Raw genomic sequence first — 18,281 nt, forward strand, 5'->3', positions numbered from 1 at the left:
CCCCCCGCCCCCCCCCCCCCCCCCCCCCCCCCCCCCCCCCCCCCCCCCGGTCCGCGGTGGCGGTGGCGCATTCCGGACCGGTGCGGTGCGGAATTCCCGCCCGGTACGGCGTCGGGGTTTTCCTCAGTGCGGCATCAGTGCGGCATCAGGGTGACGTATCTGATGCCCGGCAGATAGGGCGGGAGGAAGACGCGGGCGACGGCCGAGAGTTCGTCGGGGGAAATGCTCGGGAGGTGGAAGCGGAACAGTTCGCCTTCGCGGTAGGCGATCAACCGCGGGCTACGTTCCCAGAGGGCGGAAACCTCGGGATGGGCGAGCAGGAACCGCAGGAGTTCGCGCAGTTCGAGGTTGTCCGGATGGTTGGCGAGGGAGAAGCGCAATTGGCCGAGGAACCGTTCGGCGTTGTCCTGCCAGTCGACCAGCTTCGCCCGGCCGTCGGCGGAGAAGACCCAGCGCAGCAGGTTGGTGTGGGGCTGGCAGATCTCGGGGAACCACTCGGCCATCTTGGGGTTGAACGAGACCAGGTTCCATGCGCTGTCGACCACGTAGACGGGGTGGGGGCCCGGTGTGCTCGCCATTTCCACGACGGCGTCCAGCGCGCCCCGGTCGCGTACGTCGGTGGTGTCGATGCTGGCGGCCAGGGTGAACGGGCGGCTGAGGGTCTGTGCGAAGAGGGCCATTCTGTCGTCGGGGCCCAGGGCGAGCGCGGTGGCGAGGCGTTTGAGTACGGGGCCGGGGAGGGGCACCGTCTGGCCGCCCTCCAGGTTTCGGTACCAGCGTTCGCTGACTTCCATCCGCTCCGCCACTTGTTTCTGCGGGAGCGGCTTCTTGAGTCCCATTTTCTCGCCGGCTTCCGCGCGCCAGGTGCGCAGCAGGCCGGGGAGTGAAACGCCGTCCAGTAAATTATCGGGAACGGTCATGTGAATTCCCCCTAGGGACAAGACTGAAGAGGTTGCGCATGCGGCGGGACAACTGCGCGGCATGGTGTCCGGTCCTCGGTGCTGGTCCGGCACCGCGGCTGGCTTCGGACTAACATCGGGCCCGGGTAGGCCCGTTGGGCGGCGGCGATCCGTGTGTGGTCGCGCGGACGGTGCCGAGCGCGAACTCCTGGTTGCTACGCACGCCCCTCCTCTGTCCTGAAATGCCTGCCCGCGGACGGGGTGGACACGCAACTACTGTGCACCCCGGGGCCCCTGTGGCGCCGCAACGTTTGACTCACCCAGTCAAATGACACAAAGTCAGCCCCGTTGAAAGACTGTGGTTACCGCCACTTGACCGGATCGGGTTCTTGTGGGGCCCGGCCGCCGGCTGCTGATGGTCCCCTCCAGGGCGTGGCCTCCTCCAGGCGGTCGCCGCCGCCCGGCCGGCAGCTCCCGCCGGCCCTCGACCGCTGCCCGACCGGCCGCCGGCCATCGACCGCCGCCCGACCGCCCGGCGGCCCGTTCCCGACCGGCGGCCCCGCCCGCTGGCCCGCCCCGCCGCCGGCCGCCGCCCATCAGCGCAGGATGCTCTCCAGGAAGTCACTGCCGAGCCGGGCGACGGGCCGGACCACGAGCTGGTGTTCCGCGTACCTGGCGCGGCGGCGCGTGGTCACCAGGCCGGCCTTCCTGAGCACCGCGAGGTGGCGGGAGACCTCGGGCGCGGTGAGCCCGGTGGCCGTCGCGAGTTCGCCCGTGGTGTGCGGGGCCCGGGCGAGGAAGCGCGCGAGCCGTATCCGGGCCGGGTGCACGATGGCCTCAAGCCGCTCCTGCACCTCTTGTACGGAGGTGGCCTGCGGCAGGTCGGCGGCGGCGACCGGATAGGTGACGACGGGCCGCCAACCCTCCGCGTGCAGCACCAGCAGGTGCGGCCAGCCGAGCCTGGACGGTACGAACGTGATGCCGGGGCCGGTGGCCGGGTCGAGCGCGGAGGTGGCGCCGACGGCCATCTTGTCGACGACGAGGCGGCGGCCGTCGCCGGTCAGGCTGAGGGCGGGGGAGACCTCGGCGATGGCCGCCGGGAGGCCCTTGCGGTGCAGGAGTTCGGTCTTGTGGCGGGCGTCGGCGGCGAGTTCGCCGTGCACGCGCTGCCAGACGTCGGCGAAGAACGCCTCGTCGCAGTCCTCCAGGAGCCGCCTGACCCAGGCGCGCAGCGCGGGTGGGTCGGTCAGCAGCCGGCGGGTGAAGTCCTGTTGGCCCGGGCCGCGCGCGGCGGCGAGCTCCAGTACCCGCGCCCGTTCGGCGGCGTCCGTCAGCGGGGAGGGGGCGCGCCGGTCGTGCGGCGCGGCGCAGGTGAACTCCAGGGCGGACGCCACGAAGCGCTCGTCGTCCAACTGGTCGAGTACGTCCAGGTCTTCGGCGAGCGTGGCGCCCGGCAGCCCCCGCCGGGCGGGCACGCCGGCGAAGGGCACGAAGACGTCCGAGAAGGTGGACCCCCACATGAGGCGGGCCTCGTGCAGCCGCCCGGCGAGCTCCCCGGGCAGTGCCGCGAGGGTGCTGGCCACCCAGGTCTTGAGGCCCGGGTGGTGGTCGGGTTCCGCGAGGGCGTGCAGCGCGGCGCACAGTTCGGCGAGCGGTGTGGGGCGGAACAGGATGTGCTCCGGCGGCAGACCCGTGATGTCGATCTCCACGCTCATGCCCCCATCCTCCCAGGGCACCCGCGCCCACGGAGCCCGGGCAAGGCGCGGGCTCCCACTCGGCACGGCGCGAGCCCTCGCCGGACAAGGGCGCCGCGCCCCACCCGACTTCGCCCCGCGCGCGGGGCCCGTCACCCGTGTCAGCCCCCCCGCCCTGGCTTCGGCACCCCCTCGTCCTCGTACCGCTCCCGCGCCCGCTCCGAGCCGTACGGGCCTGCCGGCCGCGCACGGGAGGCAAGGGCGCCGAGCCCCACCCGGGCTGGGGCCGAGCCCCACCCGGGCAGAGGCAGCCCCACTCGGGCAGGGCCGCCCCCGGACAGCCCCCGGGCAGGGCCGCCCCAGACAACTCCCGGGCAGGGCCGCCCCACCCAGGCAGAGTCACCCTCCGTCAGCCCCGGGCAGGGGCACCGCCCCAGGCAGGGTCACCCCCAGGCAGCCCCGGCCAGGGGCCACCTCGGCCAGGGGCCACCCCGGCCAGGGAGCGCCCCGAGCGGCGAGCCCGCGCCTGGGACTACCGCTCGCCCCACGCCAGTGGATTCCCCAAGACGACCCCGTGGCTCGCGAAGTCGAGCGTCACCCGGTCGCCGTCGGCCATCTCGTGGCCGGCGTGGAAGCTGCTGCGGTCGGCGCCGATGTAGACGTAGTGGACCCGGCCGGGGCGGTGCAGGGCCGTGTACGCGAGGAGCGTGGCCATGATCGTCTCCAGGTCGTAGAAGAGGGCGTCGGTGCCGGTGGTGAAGGGGCCCGACCAGGCCACGGAGCCCTCGCGTTCGATCGTCGTGCGGCCGGTGACGCGGGCCGGCGGCGGGCCGACGTGCAGCACGGGCGAGATGCCGGCGTCGCAGAGCTTGGCGTACGACAGGTGTCCGTGGTGCCGTTTGAAGCGGCCGATGTCGGTGACGTCGTTGCCGAAGGCGTGCCCCACGTAGCGGGGGCGGCCGGTCTTCTCCTCGCCCACGTAGACGAGGACGACCTCGGCCTCCTCGCAGACGGCGACCGCGTCGCCCGGCACCGAAAGCGGCTCGCCCGGCAGCTTGAGCGCGTCGCCGAGGCCCTTCACGAACCAGTTGGGCTGGTCCGGCGTGGACGCGTCCGCCTTGACGTTGTGGGTCATCATGAAGCCGCTCACCAGCGCGTCGCCGACGTGGTCCGGCATGAGCGGGGGCAGCATGCGGACCCGGTCCCGGTCCGCGGCCGGCACGGTCAGCTCCGCGCGCCCGGCGGTCAGTGCGTCGGCCTCGCCGCCCGACGCGGCGATGAGGGAGGCGAGTCGATCACCGCCGAGGCGGTGAATCCGCAGCTCCGCGCCGTCGCGCGGTACGCCGAGGCCGAAGTAGCGCTCGTTGTCGTAGCTGCATTCAAACAGCACCGTCATGAATGATCGCCTCCTGGACGAATCTCATAAGCTGCTTGCGCTGGACCGCACCGTACGCTAAGTGGGTCGGCACTTTCTTGCCGCTGGCACGTACACGGTGGGCCGGTAAGTCTGTGAGCAGGAAGGCTCGTTGACCGGCAAATTTTTTCCTATTGACACTCCGCGAAGGTCATTTGTATCGTCCTGGCGGTAGGAATTTGGCTGCGGCACATGCCCGGCTCTCATGGGCACGGAAATCACGTCAATGGTGCGTGATGGCTGCAACTGCACTGCGCCGTAACGTTTCCTCTCAGCCTGAATCGACCGAATAACAGCGTCGACGTCAGGGAAGTGGTTCAGCGTCCGATCTCGATCTCGCGTCCGGCTGGGATTCGTACGTCCGTGACCCATGGCTGATTCCCCCCGGCTGGCCGCTGGTGGAGGCATGGGTGAAGAGCCAGAGCCCAGCCGGGCAATGCATACCAGGGGAAGAATGACGATGCGATTGCCCAGGTCGTTCTGGCTGTTGTGTTTCGGCCAGACCGCCAACCGCTTCGGTGTGCTGGTTCCCGCCTTCCTCGTCATCTACCTGGAACAGGGTGATATCGCCACGGAGGGCGTCACCCCGATCATCCTCGGTCTGTTCGGGGCCGGCGTGGTCGCCGCGGGGCTGGTCGGCGGCGTGGTGGCCGACAGGTTCGGGGCCCGGCGGGTGATCCTGACGGCGCAACTGGGCGTGGTGGTCACCGCCGCCCTGCTGGCCTTCGTGGAGAACATCTACGTGATCGGCGTGTGTTCGCCGCTGGCGGGGCTGCTCACCGCGGTGGACCGGCCGGCGGCTGCGGGCCTGGTGACCTCGCTGGTCGCCAAGGAGCACTTCGCGAAGGCGTACAGCACGCTGCACGTGGGCTTCAACGTCGGTGCGTCGCTGGGGCCCGTGCTCTCCGGGTTCGCGCTCGCGCTGTGGCCGCCCGCGCTGTTCCTGCTCTGGGTCGGCGCCGGCGTGCTCTACTTCTGCCTGGTCTGGGCGCTGCCCAAGGACCACCTGGTGCACCAGCGCACCGACGAGCCGTGGTCGGCGCGGCGTGCCGCGGCGGACATGGCGGAGCCGTTCCGCAGTCCGGTGCTGCTGGCCTTCCTCGGCCTGTCCTTCGTGCTCTCCTGCGTGTACCTCCAGTTCGAGGCGGCGCTGCCGCTGCACATGGACCACGAGGGCCTCACGCCGTCCACGATCGGCCTGGTCTTCGCGGTCAACGCGGTCCTCATGGTCGCCGCACTGCCCTTCGTGCCGAAGGTCACCGAGCGGATGCAGGAGAACACCCCGCTGGTCATCGGCGCCGTACTGGTGGCGGTCGGCTTCGGCCTCAACGCGTTTGCGACGAACGTGCCCTGGTTCGTCGGGGCGCTGGTGATCTGGACGCTCGGTGAGGTCATTTACGTACCGATGGCGTCCACCTTCCTCGGGCGCCGCTCGCCGGACGGGCAGGCCAGCACCTATCAGGGCTCCTTCTTCTTCTCCTGGAACCTCGGGCTGATTCTCGGCGGACCGCTGGGCATCGTCATCGCCCGGCAATTCGGATTCGCCACGCTCTGGGTCATCCTGGCGGCCGTCGGCTGTGCGGTGGCCGTCGGATTCAAGGCGATGGAGAAGGTTTCCAACTATGGGGAACTGGTGGACGACGAGGAATCCGCACCGGCTGCCCCAGCACCGGCGGCCGGGGCGGAAGCCTGACGGTCGAATTCCGCAACGAGAGTCGAACGAGGGCTGAACGAGAGCCACACCGGAGCCGTACGAGAAAAAAGGCGAGAACCGCGCGCGAAGCAGGCGGGAAGCGAACAAGAAACGCGTACGACCCATTTCCACCACGTACGGCAACGACGCACCACGGGTAAGGCATCGCGCCACTATGTGACAAGGAAATTCCATGGAACGTATAGCGATCATCGGCAGTCGGACCGACATGGCCAGGCACGCCAAGGAACTCGGCCTAGAGGTCGTGCTCGTGCATTCACCGGGCAGCCGCCCGGACCGCGTCCAGCGTTATGTGGACCTGATGATCGAGTGCCCCGTCCCGGTCACCGAACCGGACGCCGTGCTCGACGTCCTGGCGCCCCTGCACCACGACCGCCCCTTCCGACGCGTCCTCGCCCCCGGTGAGGACGCGGTGCTCGCCGCCGCCGTGGTCAGCGAGAAGCTCGGCATCCCCGGCAACAGCGTGGAGACCGTACGCGCCATCAAGAACAAGGTGCTGACCCGGCAGGCCATGGACCGGGCCGGCATCAGCCCGGTGCTGCACCGGGTCATCGCCAGCGAAGCAGCGCTCCACGACTTCATCGCCGAGGTGGGCGGGAAGGTCATCCTCAAGCCGATCGACAGCACCGGCAGCCTCTCCACGCTCCCCATCGACGACGCCGCACAGGCCACAGCCGCCTGGGAGCTGTTCGTCGCCGACGGCCACAGCGAAGGGCTGGTCGAGGAGTTCCTCGAAGGCCCCGAGGTCACCCTGGAGTCCTTCTCCACCGCCGGGACGCACCATCCGATCGGCGTGGACGAGTACCTGAAGGCGCCGGGCCAGGCCATCGAGATCGGCGACCTGTTCCCCGGCCGGGTCGACCCCGCGGTCCGGGACGAGATGGTGCGCCTGACCCGGGCCCTGCTGGACGCGGTCGGGCTGCTCGAAGGACCCTCGCACACCGAGTTCATCCTCACCGACCGGGGCCCGCGCATCCTGGAGACGCACTGCCGCATCGGTGGCGGCGGCATCCACGAACTGATCAGGCGCGCCTACGACATCGACCTCTCCCGCCTCCAGGTCGCGGTGCCGCTCGGCCTGGAGACGTTCACGCCGCCCCCGCCGGACGCCGGCCGCGGCGCCGTGATGATCCACTTCATGCCCGAGCCCGGCCTGGTCACCGGCATCACCGGGCTCGACACCCTCGGCGTCCCCGTCAACCACATGCCCATCGAGACGGCGTGGACCGGGCTGATCGGGCTCGACCCGATCCGGGACGCCGAGGTGGGCGTCAACCTGTGCCTCCAGGTCGGCGAGGTCGCGATCCCGGTGCGCAACAACTGGGAGTTGCTGATGGGGTTCGTGGTTGCCAACGGGGCGGACGCGGACGAGGCGGTGGCGCGCGCCGAAGCGGTACTGGCCGCCATCACCATCGAGACCGTCCCGGTGGACGACACCCCCGGCGAGTGAACGTGCGCACCCGCAGCCTGACAACGCTGATCAGAGGGAGGCGCGCGTGAACACCGACATCCTGCCCGAATCCGGAACGGCCGCACAGCGCAGCACCAGCTACGCCCGACAGCAGTCCGTCAACTCCTCAGTCGTCACCGGCACCTTCCTGGACCGGGCGCGGGCCGCCCTGGCCCGACAGCGCGCGATCTGCGCCCGCCCGCAGGAGCACGTCGACCGCGTCTTTCGGGACATACTCGGCCAGGCCGACGGCACCTACTTCGGCAAGAAGCACGGGCTCAGCGCGGTCCGTACGCTGGCGGACTGGAAGAAGGCCGTGCCGGTGCGCTGCTACCCGGCGTTCGAGCCGTACATCCAGAAGCTGCTGGACGGCGACACCAACGTGCTGACGCGCAGCGACCCCTACGCCTTCCTGAAGACCTCGGGATCGAGCGGCAAGCCCAAGCTGATCCCCACCACCCGGCACTGGCGCAACCTCTACCGCGGCCGGGCGCTGTACGCGCAGTGGGGGCTGTACTTCGAGAGCATCGGCTACGACCGCTCGCACGGGGCGGCGGTGCTCGACCTGTCCTGGGAGCGCTCCGCCTCGCTGAAGCCGGTGAGCGACTTCGCCAGCTACGCCATCTCGCAGCGGCCGGCCTCGGTCAGCAGCGTCGACTGGTCGCCGCCGTGGTACGAGGAGGACTGGTTCCAGGGCGTCGACGACGAGGACTACAAGACGGGCCTGTACCGCAAGTTGCGGCTGCTGGCCTCGTCCGACGTACGGATCATCGTCGCGCTCAACCCGTCGAAGATCGTCGGCCTGGCCGAGCAACTTGCCGAGCGCTCCGGGGACCTCATCGCCGACCTGCGCCGCGGCACGCTGGCCGGGGCCCCGTGCGGGGGCGCCGATCCGCTGCTCGCGGACCGGCTGGCGGCCGTGCAGCGGGCCGGTGGCGGCGCTCTGCGCCTGGCCGACCTGTGGCCGAACCTGTCCCTGGTGGTGTCGTGGAACTCCGCGTCGGCCGCGCTGTACCGCCCGTGGCTCGAAGAGGTGACGCCCGGCGTGCCGAAGCTGCCGTTCAGCGCCACCGGCACGGAGGGCATCGTGACCATCCCGGTGGACGCCCACCACGCGGCCGGGCCGCTCGCCGTCGACCTCGGCCTGTACGAGTTCGTGCCGGTCGAGGGCCGGGACGAGGACGCGGACCTGGAGCCCGACGTGGAGACGGTGGGCTACCGCGACCTGGAGGCCGGCCGGACGTACAACGTGGTGATGAGCCAGGCCAACGGCCTGTACCGGTACGACCTCGGCGACCGTTACACGGTGGTCGACCGGGTCGGCGAGGTGCCCAGGATGGAGTTCGCCGGGCGCGGCGGCTTCGGCAGCTCGTTCACCGGCGAGAAGCTCACCGAGGAGGACGTGCACACCGCGGTGCGGCTGGCGCTGGGTGACGACTGGCCCTTCCGCCCGCTGTTCACCTGCATCCCGGTGTGGCACACCCCGCCCGGCTACACGCTGGCCATCGAGTGGCCCGACGGGCTCGCGCTCGCCCCCGAGCGGTTCGCCGCGCAGGTCGAGGGCCAGCTCCAGGCGCTGAACATCGAGTACGCGGAGAAGCGGCGCACCGAGCGGCTGACCCCGCTGCGGGTGCTCGCCGTACCGCCGGGCACCTTCGCCGCGGTGGACCAGCGCCGGCAGGCCGACGGGGCGTCCCCGGCCCAGCTCAAGCACTACTGGGTGCAGCGCAACGGGGACGTGCTCCGCTACTTCGAAGAGGCGCTGCGCCAGTAGGGCGCGCCGGCCACCGACCGGCGCCGGCCCGGAGCGCTGCCGCGCCGGCCGGGTTGCCCGCGGCCCGCCCCGCGCCCGCAGACCCGCCACCACCCACCGTCGGCCACGGGCCCGCCCCCGACCACCGGGACCCGCCCCGGCCACGCGCTGCCACCCACCCCGACCACTGCCGCCCGCGGCCACCGCCCATAGCCACCCACCCCGCCACACCGTCACCGAGACGCCTCAGCGCACCCGGAGACAACCCGACACACCCAGCACACACCGAGCACACACCCCGACTCGTCCCGACCCGACCCGGTCCGCACCGGCCGGGGCGGCGCCCCCCCCGGGGGGGCGGCCCGGGGCCCGGGCCCCCCCCCCCCCCCCCCCCCCCGCGCCCCCCCCCCCCCCCCGGCCCCCCCCGGCGGGGGCGGCGCCCGCCCGTGGGGAGCGGCCGGGCGCCGGGACGCAGCCGCCCCGCGCACCTTTCGGCACCACACCGGACACCGTACCTGGGGGGTCGAACACCGATGTACGCGAAGGACATCCACCTGATATCGGAGCTCACGGCCGCTGACGGCACCACGCTCGCCCTGCACCGCTGGGCCCCGGACGACGGATCGCCCGTGCACGGCGTGCTGTTCTACGTGCACGGCATCCAGAGCCACGCCAACTGGCTCTTCGAGACCGGCCCCGAACTCGCCGCGCGCGGCGTCGTCAGCTACGCGCTCGACCGTCGCGGCTCGGGCGTGAGCGGCGGCGTCCGCGGCGACCTGCCGTCGGCCGATGTGGTCCTGGCCGACTACCGGCAGGGCCTGGCCACCGCGCGCGGCGCGCACCCGCGGCTGCCGCTCACCCTGCTCGGCCAGAGCTTCGGCGGGAGCGTGGTCGGCGCGCTGGCCGCGGGGGGCGGCCTGGACGTCGCCACCCTCGTCTACTGCACCCCCGCCCTCGGCCAGCAGCGCGCCAGGCTCGGCCCGGTCGAACTCGCCGCCGTGCGCAGGCTCTCGGGTCGGGAGCGCGCGCCCATCGCCCTGGAGGACGAGGACTACACCGGCGAGCCGCGCTACCTGGAGTTCATGGCCAACGACCGGCTGATGCTGCGCCAGATCACCGACCGGACCCGGGCCACCATGGTCGCCCTTGAGGACGCGTACGCCGAGGCACAGGCGCCGCTCGCGCGGGGCCCCGCCGTCCACTTCGTCCGCGTCTAACACGACCCGATCATCGACCTGGACGTGTCGGAGACGACGCTGCGCGCCCTGCACGGCGACTTCACCACCACCGCCTTCGCCGCCCGCCACCACTACGTCGAGTTCTCGCCGGCCCGCCGCGACTACTGGGACTGGCTGGCCGGGGTCGTCGTGCCGGCGGTGCCGGCGTGATCACCGAGGTGCGGGGGGCGCCCGTCGCACTGCCGATGGGCCGGCCGTTCGTGCACGCAGGGACGGCCCGCGCCACCACCGCATCGGTACTGGTCGCCGTCCGCGCGGCCGGCCCCGAGGGGCTGGGCGCGGGCGCGCCGCGGGAGTACGTCACCGGCGAATCGGTGGCCGGGGCGGTGCGGGCGCTGCGCGCGATCGACCCCGACCGGCTGAATGCCCTCATCGACGTGGCCGACCTGGACGCGGCGCTGCGCGCGCTGGCATCGCTCGACCTGCCCGCGCTGGTCGGCGGCGGCGGCGACGGCGGCGGTGACGGCGATGGCGGTGACGGCGAGCCGATGCCGGCCGCCGCTGCGGCGCTCGAACTCGCCCTGTTCGACCTGGTGTGCCGGGTGCACGGGGTGCCGGGGGCGCAGGCGCTGCGCCGGGTGCCGGAGGTGGCGGACCTGTTGGCCGAGCGGCCGGGGCCGGTGGCCGTCTCGTACGTCCTGGACATGGCCAAGGACCCGGCGGCCACGGTGGCCGGTCTTGACCCCGCGGCGCTGCGGTCGATCCGGCACGTCAAGCTCAAGGCCACCCGGAACGTCGACGACTGCGTCGCGCGGACCCGCTTCGTACGGGAGACCTTCGATCCGACGGCGACCGTGTCGATCGACGTCAACGGCGACTGGGACCGGGCGACCGCCGTGCGCGCGGCCCGGGCGCTCGCGCCGCTGGGCGTCGCCTGGTTGGAGGAGCCGGTGGGCCAGCGCGACTGGCCGGCGATGCGGGAGGTCCGGGAGGCCGGCGGCATCCCGGTCATGCTGGACGAGTCCTGCTGCGGCCCGGCCGACCTGGCGCAGGCCGCCGCACTCGGCGCCGCCGACCTGGTCAACGCGCGGGTCAGCAAGTGCGGCGGCCTCTTCCCGACGCTGCGGCTGCTCCGGCAGGCCCGCGCGCTCGGCCTCGGTGCCCAACTGGGCGTGCACGTCGGTGAGGTCGGGCCGTTGTGGGCCGCGGCCCGGCTGCTGGCCTGCTCGCTCGGCCGGCTGGCCACCGTGGAGGCGGGCAAACAGGATGAGTGGTTCCCCACCCCGCTGACCGAACCGCCCTACCACGTGGACCGCCGCCACTACCTCGCCCACCCGCTGCCGGGCCCCGGCCTCGGCGTCCGCCCCGGCCCGACGCTGCGGCAGGCCGTCGCGGAGGCGGCGCCGCGGGACGCGCCGTACGGATCGGCGTACGGATCGCCGTACGCCGGGACGCAGGAGACGGCGGCCGGCAGGGCGTACGGCGACGCGGCAGCCGGTGAGGACACGGCAGCCGGCGGCGACGCAGCCGCGACCACGGCGGCAGCCGGCAGCGCAGCCGTGCCAGCACCGGCCCGTGACACAGCCCGCACCAGCCAGCACACCACCGCGACCACGCACGTCAACAGCACGGGAGACCTGTCATGACGAAGCGCACCGCCCTGCTCATCGGCGCCGCCGGGGGCATCCTCCAGGAAGTCGCCCGGGGGCTCGCGGCCGAGGGCCACACCCTCGTCCTGTTCGACAAGGACGAGGAGGCGGTGACCCGGCTTGCGGCCGAACTCGCCGCGCAGACCAAGACGGAGGCCGTCGTCGGCGACATCACCGACATTCCGGCGGCCGAGCGGCAGCTCACCGAGATCGTTGCGCAGCACGCGCCGTCCATCCTGGTCAACGGCGTCGGCGGGGACACCCGGGTGATCGGCTACGCCGACCTGGAGCACAGCCACTTCGACGAGACGTACCTGGAGAACGTGGTCAGCACCTGGATCGCGATCAAGGTGTGCGCGCCGCGGATGGCCGCCGACGGCTACGGCCGCATCGTCAACTTCGCCTCCGCCGGCGGCCGGACGTTCAGCCGCTTCAACAACGCCGCGTACGTGGGCGCCAAGGCGGCCGTCATCGGCATGACCAAGCAGGTGGCGTTCGAACTCGCCGGCACCGGCGTGGTCGCGAACGTGGTCGCGCACGGGCCGATCGCCACCGCCCGGGTGGCCGGCGCCTTCGAGCGCCGCGACGAGGCGGCGCAGAAGGCGGTGCTCGGCCGGCTGCCGATGGGCCGCTACGGCACGGTCCCCGAGGCCGCGGGCAGCGTGCTCCACCTGTGCTCGGAGAGCGCGGGCTACTCCACCGGCTCCGTCATCGACATCAACGGCGGCATCTACATGTGACCCGGGGCCGGGCCCCGCGCGGGCGCCCCCGCGCGGGAACGCTAGGGCCGCGCCCCGGCAACGACACAGCAGGAAAGCGGCACAGCAAGAAAGCAGAACAGCAGGTCAGCAGGACAGCAGGACCAGTTTCGGGATTGCGGGCCGCCCGTCGGTCCACCACCAGCGAGGAGACCTCCGTGTCGGTGTTCGTCGTCGAATTCGAGTACAACGTGGACCGCGCCGAGCGCCAGCGGGTCCACGCGGACCACGCGGCCTACCTGAAGGACCTGACCGAACGGGGCGCGCTGCTGGCGGCCGGCCCGCTGCCCGCGGACAACACCGGACTGCTGGTGTACGAAGCGGCGGACCGCGCCGCCCTGGACGCGATCCTGACGGAGGAGCCGTACGCCAAGGCCGGCTTCATCGCCGCGACGCGGGTGCGCGAGTGGAGCCCCGGCAAGGGCAGTTGGATCGTCGGCAGGTCCTGAACCGCGGCCCGGGACCGGCCGCGAGGCCCGTGACGCTCCCGCGGCAGGACCCACCCCGGCCGCGCGCCCCGCGACAGCAAGCCCCGCCGCGAGGCCCGTAACGGAGCAGCCCGGGCCCCACCGGAGCAGCAGCCGGCCGCAGCCAACCGCAGACCAGATCAGCCCAGCCCAGCCCAGCCCAGCCCACGTAAGCCAGCCCAGCCCAGCCCACGTAAGAGCAGCCCAGCGCACGCCCCAGCACCCGAGCAGAGAGCGAAAGAGAGAGTCATGAGCGCACCCTTGGTGGACCCGACGACCCTCGGGGAACGCGGGATCACCGGCCCCGACGGGAAGACGTCGTTCTCCCCCGAACACCTGCACGCCTCCGTCGTCGACCCGCAGATGGACTCGATGCGGCTGCTCAGCGAGACGACGATGACGTTCCCGGACGCCATCTCGTTCTCCAACGGCGCGCCCTTCGACGGCACCCACGACGTCACCCAGCTCGCCGGCCACCTGGAGCGCTATCTGACGCACCTGCGCGAGTCCGGGGTGCCGGAGCAGCGGATCTCCCGGCTGCTGTACCAGTACGGGCCGGTCAACGGCTTCATCCAGAACGAGGTCGCGCGCAACCTCAAGCAGGACGAGGGCATCGACGTCGACCCCGCCTCCATCATGATCACCCAGGGCGCCCAGGAGGCCATGGTGATCGCGCTGCGGGCGCTGTTCTCCTCGCCCGACCAGGTGCTGCTGACCGTCTCGCCCGCGTACGTGGGCATCGTGGGCGCCGCCAAGACCCTCGGCATCCCGCTGCGCGGCGTCCTGGAGGGCCCGGACGGTCTTGAGCCGGACGCGGTCGCCGAAGCGGTGCGCGCGGTACGGGCCGAGGGCAAGCAGCCGGTGGCGCTCTACCTGGTCCCCGACTTCTCCAACCCGTCGGGCACCTCGCTGCCGCTGGCCGCCCGCCGGGAGCTGCTGGCGCTGGCCGCCCGCGAGGAGCTGATCCTGCTGGAGGACAACCCGTACCGGCTGTTCGGGCGGCTGGGCACGGAGCTCCCCACGCTCAAGGCGCTCGACGAGACGCGCAACGTCATCTACCTGGGCTCGTACGCGAAGACCGCGTTCCCCGGCGCGCGCGTCGGCTACCTGATCGCGGACCAGCCGGTGGCCGGCCCCGACGGTGGCGCGCGCCCGCTGGCCGCCGAGCTGTCGAAGACCAAGAGCTTCCTGACCGTGGGCACGTCCTCGCTGGCCCAGGCCGTGATCGGCGGCATCCTGGTGGCGGCCGACTACGACCTGCGCAGCGCCAGCCGGGCCACGGCCGAGGTGTACCAGGAGCGGCTTGAGGCCGCCCTCGCGGCGCTCGCCGAGCACTTCCCGCCCGCGGACCACGCGGAGCACGGGGTGAGCTGGAACGTGCCGGGCGGCGGGTTCTTCCTGATGCTCAGCGTCGGCTTCGAAGCGGACCTGGCGGAGATGGAGCGCTCGGCCCGCGACTACGGCGTCAGTTGGGCGCCGATGACCATGTTCTACGTGGACGGCGGGGGCGACCGGGTGATCCGCCTCGGGTTCAGCAGCCTGCCGGTCCCGGACATCCGCGAGGGCGTCGCCCGCCTCGCCCGCTTCATCAAGGACACCCCGCGCACCGACCGCTGACCGGGCCCTGCCCCCGATCACCCACCGAGTACCGAGGACTCACCATGGACTCCCAGAGCGTTTTCGTACTGACCGACGACGAGCGTGCCCAACTCTCCGAGGTGGCCGACGAGTTGGCCGCGGCCCAGCCGGCCGAGATCGACCATCCGGAGTGGATGGGCCGGGGCCGCGACCTGTCCGCGGCGATCCCCGTCCGGCTGGCCGCCAGGCTCCGCCAGTTCCGGCACGACGCTGGCCCCGACGGCAGCATCCTGATCCGCAACCTGCCGGTCCGCGAGGCGGAGTTGCCGGACACGCCGCAGGTGCTGGGCTCGGTGGAGCGGACGCCGGCGCACTCCTCGTCGGTGATCGCCCTGACCACCCTGCAACTCGGCGAGATCATCGCCTACCGCAACGAGAAGTCCGGCGCGCTGGTGCAGAACGTGGTGCCGGTGCCGGGCCAGGAGGCCGAGCAGAACAACGCCGGCTCGCAGCGGCTCGGCATGCACGCGGAGAACACCTTCCACGACAACCGCCCCGACTACGTGGCGCTGTTCTGCATGCGCGCCGACCACGACCGGGTCGCCGAACTCCAGGTCACCTGCGTCCGACAGGCCGTGGCCCTGCTGACCGACGCGGACCGCGCGATCCTCACCCAGCCCCGCTACGTCACCCCGCCGCCCTCCTCGTTCCCCACCCAGACCGCGTCCGAGCCGCACGCCCTGCTGATCGGCGCCGACGACGACCCGAACGTACGCGTCGACTTCATCAGCACCGAGGCGCTGGACGCGGAGGCCGGGCGGGCGAAGGACGCCCTGGAGGACGCCTTCGACAAGGTCGTCCAGGGCATCAAGCTGGAGCCCGGCGACCTGGCGATCGTCAACAACCACCTGGTCCTGCACGGCCGCAGCCACTTCACCCCGCGCTACGACGGCAAGGACCGCTGGCTGCACCGCACGTTCGTCCAACTCGACCACCGCCGCTCCCGCGCGGTCCGCCAGTCGAACGGGAACGTGCTGGACTAGGGGCTGTCGGGGACTGGGGCTGGAGCTGCTGCGGGGGTTGGGGGCTGGGGCTGGGAGTTGGGGGCTGGGCGGTTCGTTTCGCCGTACGGCCGCGGCCCCGGCCCGCGTGCTGCGTCCCGGCCCACCCGTCGTACGGGCCCCGGCCCGCCCCTCGTACGATCCCGCCCCGCACGGCCCGCCTCTCGCACGGCCTGCCTCTCGTACGGCCCGCCTCTCGCACGGCCCGCCTCTCGTACGGCCCCGTTCCCGGATGTGCTCCGGGAACGGGGCCGTGCCGCTTCCGGCCGCGGCCCCGGCCCCCCCCCCCCCCCGGGGGCCCCCCGGCCGCGGGTACCCCACCGGCGCCGTCACCGGGCGTCCGGCACCTGACGCCGGGCGATCCGGTCCTCCGCGCGATCCGGCCCCGCCCCGCAACACCCGCACGGCCGATCCGCAGCACCCGCGTTGCGTCGGGCCCTGCGTCCTGCTCGTACGTCCCGTCTCCTCGTGCCCGTACGCCCTGCCCGTGCGTCCCCTGTTTCGCCGCTTCTCCGCACCTGTACGCGCGCGCCCGCGCGACGGTGCGGCCCCGCAGTCCCGCCCGGGGCCACCGCGCCCGGCCCGTACGGGACCCGCAGCCGCCGTCCGCGCTGTGTCGCACGCCTCGTCGGAGGGTGCTCCAAAACCCTTGGGGCGAGATCGTCGCGGATGACATCCTGCGCTTCATGCTGGGGATAACGGACCTACCGACGTATCTCGCGGGCCTGGCGCTGATCATCTTGCTGCCGGGGCCGAACTCCCTCTATGTCGTCTCCGTCGCCGCCCGTCGCGGCCCGCGCGTCGCCTACCAGGCGGCGGGTGGCGTGGTGTGCGGTGACACGGTGCTCATGGTCCTGTCGGCGGGCGGGGTGGCCTCGCTGCTCAAGGCGAGCCCGGTGGTGTTCTCCGTCGTGAAGTTCGCGGGCGCGGGCTATCTGACCTGGCTGGCGATCGGGATGCTGCGCGGCGCCTGGGCGCTGTGGCGGCGCCATGGCGAGCAGGCCGCACCGGGCGAGGCGACCGGCTCAGCCACCGCAGCCGCCACCGGGTCAGGCGCCCCCGCCGCGGAGGCCGCCGCGGCGGGCCGGCCGAGCGGCGAGCGGCCCTTCCGGCGGGCCCTGATCGTGAGCCTGCTCAACCCGAAGGCGATCCTCTTCTTCATCTCCTTCTTCGTGCAGTTCGTCGACCCCGACTACGCCCACCCGGCGCTCTCGTTCGTCGCGCTGGGCGCCTGGGCGCAGCTCTTCAGCATCACGTACCTGTCGATCCTGATCTTCAGCGGTACGTATCTCGCGGCGACCTTCCGCCGCCGCAAGCGCCTCACCGCGAGCCTGTCAGCCGGCGCCGGCGCCGCGTTCCTCGGCTTCGCCGTGAAGCTGTCGATGGCGAGCGCGGGGTAGCGGACACAGAGGTGGCGGGCGCCTGGTCGGGGGCGGTTCCGGGCCGTGGCCCGGCGGCGTCCGGCCGCCGGCCCGGCGCGCGCCGGAGCCGGTCGCGCCGCCCCGCCCCCGTCAGTGCGGGACGCCCCCGTCAGTGCGGGACGCCCCCGTCAGTGCGGGATCGTGTCGATCAGTGCGGGATCGTGTCGATCAGTGCGGGATCGTGTCGATCAGTGCGGGATCGTGTCGATCAGTTCGCGGGCGCCCTGCCGGAGCAGGGCGACGGCGACCGAGGTGCCCAGCGTCGCCGGGTCCAGCGGGCCGGCCCACTCATGGGCGTCGAGCACGGTCTTGCCGTCCGGGGTGAAGACCCGGGCGCGCAGCGACAGCCGGCCGTCCCGCTCGGCCCTGGCGTAGCCGGCGATCGGCGAGTTGCAGTGGCCCTGGAGCACGTGCAGCAACATCCGCTCGGCGGTGGTCTCGCGCCAGGTGTCGCGGTCGCCGAGGTCGGTGACGGCCTCGATGGTCGCGGTGTCGTCCTCGCGGCACTGGAGGGCGAGGACGCCAGCACCGATCGGCGGGCACATCGTCTCCACCGACAAGGCTTCGGTGATCAGGTCGGGCCGGCCGATGCGCTCAAGCCCGGAGACCGCGAGGAGCAGCGCGTCCACCACGCCGTCGGCCAGCTTCTCCAGCCGCCGGTTGGCGTTGCCGCGCATCGGTACGCACTCCAGGTGCGGGTGCGAGATCGCGAGCTGGGCGACCCGGCGCACCGACGAGGTGCCGATGCGCGCCCCCTCGGGGAGCTCGTCCAGGGTCAGGCCGCCGGGGTGCACCAGCGCGTCCCTGATGTCGTCGCGCTTGAGGTACGCGGCGAAGACGGTGCCCGCCGGGAGCGGCCGGTCGGCCGGCACGTCCTTGACGCAGTGCACCGCGAGATCGGCCTCGCCGGCCAGCAGCGCGGCATCCACTTCCTTGGTGAACGCCCCCTTGCCGCCGAGCTTGGACAGGTCCCCGAGCCACTTGTCGCCCGAGGTCGTCACGGGCACCACGGCCGTCTTGATGCCGGGCCGCAGCACGCTCAACTCCGCCCGTACGCGCTCCACTTGGGCCAGCGCCATCGGCGAGGAACGGGAGACGATGCGGATCAATTCAGCGTCAGCCATGTCTCCACGATAGGCCGTGCGGGGCCGACACCCGGACCCGGGCCGGCCGCCGGAGCGTCGCGGGGCCCGCCACCGGCTCTTCGAGGCGCTCGATGAGCCGGTCGGTCTGTCGGGCCTTGGC

The 18,281-nt window shown here is 72.6% G+C and carries 16 protein-coding genes; 11 read left to right on the forward strand and 5 right to left on the reverse strand.

Annotated features, from left to right (window positions below; translation table 11 throughout):
- Positions 1–134 precede the first annotated feature (134 nt).
- The 3 genes from AAHZ94_RS10830 to AAHZ94_RS10840 form a co-directional block, all read right to left on the reverse strand.
- Positions 135–920, reverse strand: coding sequence for an MmyB family transcriptional regulator (locus AAHZ94_RS10830; RefSeq protein ID WP_349992528.1), 786 nt, complete (start codon positions 918–920; stop codon positions 135–137).
- A 575-nt stretch (positions 921–1,495) separates the two neighbouring features.
- A complete protein-coding gene (locus AAHZ94_RS10835; protein ID WP_349992529.1) occupies positions 1,496–2,614 on the reverse strand; it encodes a DUF5937 family protein in 1,119 nt (372 codons plus the stop codon).
- 511 nt (positions 2,615–3,125) lie between these two features.
- A complete protein-coding gene (locus tag AAHZ94_RS10840) occupies positions 3,126–3,989 on the reverse strand; it encodes an FAH family protein (RefSeq protein ID WP_349992530.1) in 864 nt (287 codons plus the stop codon).
- 472 nt (positions 3,990–4,461) lie between these two features.
- Here AAHZ94_RS10840 and AAHZ94_RS10845 point away from each other — a divergent pair, with 472 nt between their 5' ends.
- From AAHZ94_RS10845 to AAHZ94_RS10855, 3 genes are all read left to right on the forward strand, one after another.
- Complete coding sequence (locus tag AAHZ94_RS10845; RefSeq protein WP_349992532.1) at positions 4,462–5,700, forward strand: MFS transporter; 1,239 nt, start codon at positions 4,462–4,464, stop codon at positions 5,698–5,700.
- Between the two features lie 193 nt (positions 5,701–5,893).
- A complete protein-coding gene (locus AAHZ94_RS10850) occupies positions 5,894–7,171 on the forward strand; it encodes an ATP-grasp domain-containing protein (protein ID WP_349992533.1) in 1,278 nt (425 codons plus the stop codon).
- 46 nt (positions 7,172–7,217) lie between these two features.
- Positions 7,218–8,945: a GH3 auxin-responsive promoter family protein gene (locus AAHZ94_RS10855; RefSeq protein ID WP_349992535.1), complete on the forward strand. Its 1,728-nt coding sequence runs from the start codon at positions 7,218–7,220 to the stop codon at positions 8,943–8,945.
- A gap of 225 nt (positions 8,946–9,170) precedes the next feature.
- Here the strand turns inward: AAHZ94_RS10855 and AAHZ94_RS10860 are convergent, their stop codons facing one another.
- Positions 9,171–9,425: a hypothetical protein gene (locus AAHZ94_RS10860; protein WP_349992536.1), complete on the reverse strand. Its 255-nt coding sequence runs from the start codon at positions 9,423–9,425 to the stop codon at positions 9,171–9,173.
- Positions 9,426–9,457: 32 nt separating this feature from the next.
- Between AAHZ94_RS10860 and AAHZ94_RS10865 the strand changes: the two genes are divergently transcribed.
- From AAHZ94_RS10865 to leuE, 8 genes are all read left to right on the forward strand, one after another.
- Complete coding sequence (locus AAHZ94_RS10865) at positions 9,458–10,141, forward strand: alpha/beta hydrolase (RefSeq protein ID WP_349992537.1); 684 nt, start codon at positions 9,458–9,460, stop codon at positions 10,139–10,141.
- Positions 10,142–10,165: 24 nt separating this feature from the next.
- Positions 10,166–10,312 carry a hypothetical protein gene (locus AAHZ94_RS10870; protein WP_349992538.1) on the forward strand — a complete coding sequence of 49 codons (147 nt, stop codon included), beginning with the start codon at positions 10,166–10,168 and terminating at the stop codon, positions 10,310–10,312.
- On the forward strand, positions 10,309–11,748 hold the full coding sequence (locus AAHZ94_RS10875) for an enolase C-terminal domain-like protein (protein ID WP_349992540.1): 1,440 nt from the start codon (positions 10,309–10,311) through the stop codon (positions 11,746–11,748). Before AAHZ94_RS10870 ends, AAHZ94_RS10875 begins: the two co-directional genes overlap by 4 nt.
- Positions 11,745–12,491 (forward strand): SDR family NAD(P)-dependent oxidoreductase, encoded by a 747-nt coding sequence (locus AAHZ94_RS10880; RefSeq protein WP_349992542.1) that lies wholly within the window; start codon positions 11,745–11,747, stop codon positions 12,489–12,491. The genes AAHZ94_RS10875 and AAHZ94_RS10880 overlap by 4 nt, the downstream gene beginning before the upstream one ends.
- Positions 12,492–12,667: 176 nt before the next feature.
- A complete protein-coding gene (locus AAHZ94_RS10885) occupies positions 12,668–12,958 on the forward strand; it encodes a YciI family protein (protein WP_349992544.1) in 291 nt (96 codons plus the stop codon).
- A 267-nt stretch (positions 12,959–13,225) separates the two neighbouring features.
- Positions 13,226–14,593 (forward strand): aminotransferase-like domain-containing protein, encoded by a 1,368-nt coding sequence (locus AAHZ94_RS10890; RefSeq protein ID WP_349992546.1) that lies wholly within the window; start codon positions 13,226–13,228, stop codon positions 14,591–14,593.
- Between the two features lie 44 nt (positions 14,594–14,637).
- On the forward strand, positions 14,638–15,597 hold the full coding sequence (locus AAHZ94_RS10895; RefSeq protein ID WP_349992548.1) for a TauD/TfdA family dioxygenase: 960 nt from the start codon (positions 14,638–14,640) through the stop codon (positions 15,595–15,597).
- Positions 15,598–16,301: 704 nt separating this feature from the next.
- Positions 16,302–17,015, forward strand: a complete 714-nt coding sequence (gene leuE / locus AAHZ94_RS10900; protein WP_349992550.1) for a leucine efflux protein LeuE — start codon at positions 16,302–16,304, stop codon at positions 17,013–17,015.
- Between the two features lie 209 nt (positions 17,016–17,224).
- Here leuE and hemC read toward each other — a convergent pair whose 3' ends face one another.
- Positions 17,225–18,160: a hydroxymethylbilane synthase gene (gene hemC / locus AAHZ94_RS10905; RefSeq protein ID WP_349992549.1), complete on the reverse strand. Its 936-nt coding sequence runs from the start codon at positions 18,158–18,160 to the stop codon at positions 17,225–17,227.
- Positions 18,161–18,281 lie beyond the last annotated feature (121 nt).

Source organism: Streptomyces sp. HSW2009, assembly GCF_040240285.1.
Taxonomy (GTDB): domain Bacteria; phylum Actinomycetota; class Actinomycetes; order Streptomycetales; family Streptomycetaceae; genus Streptomyces.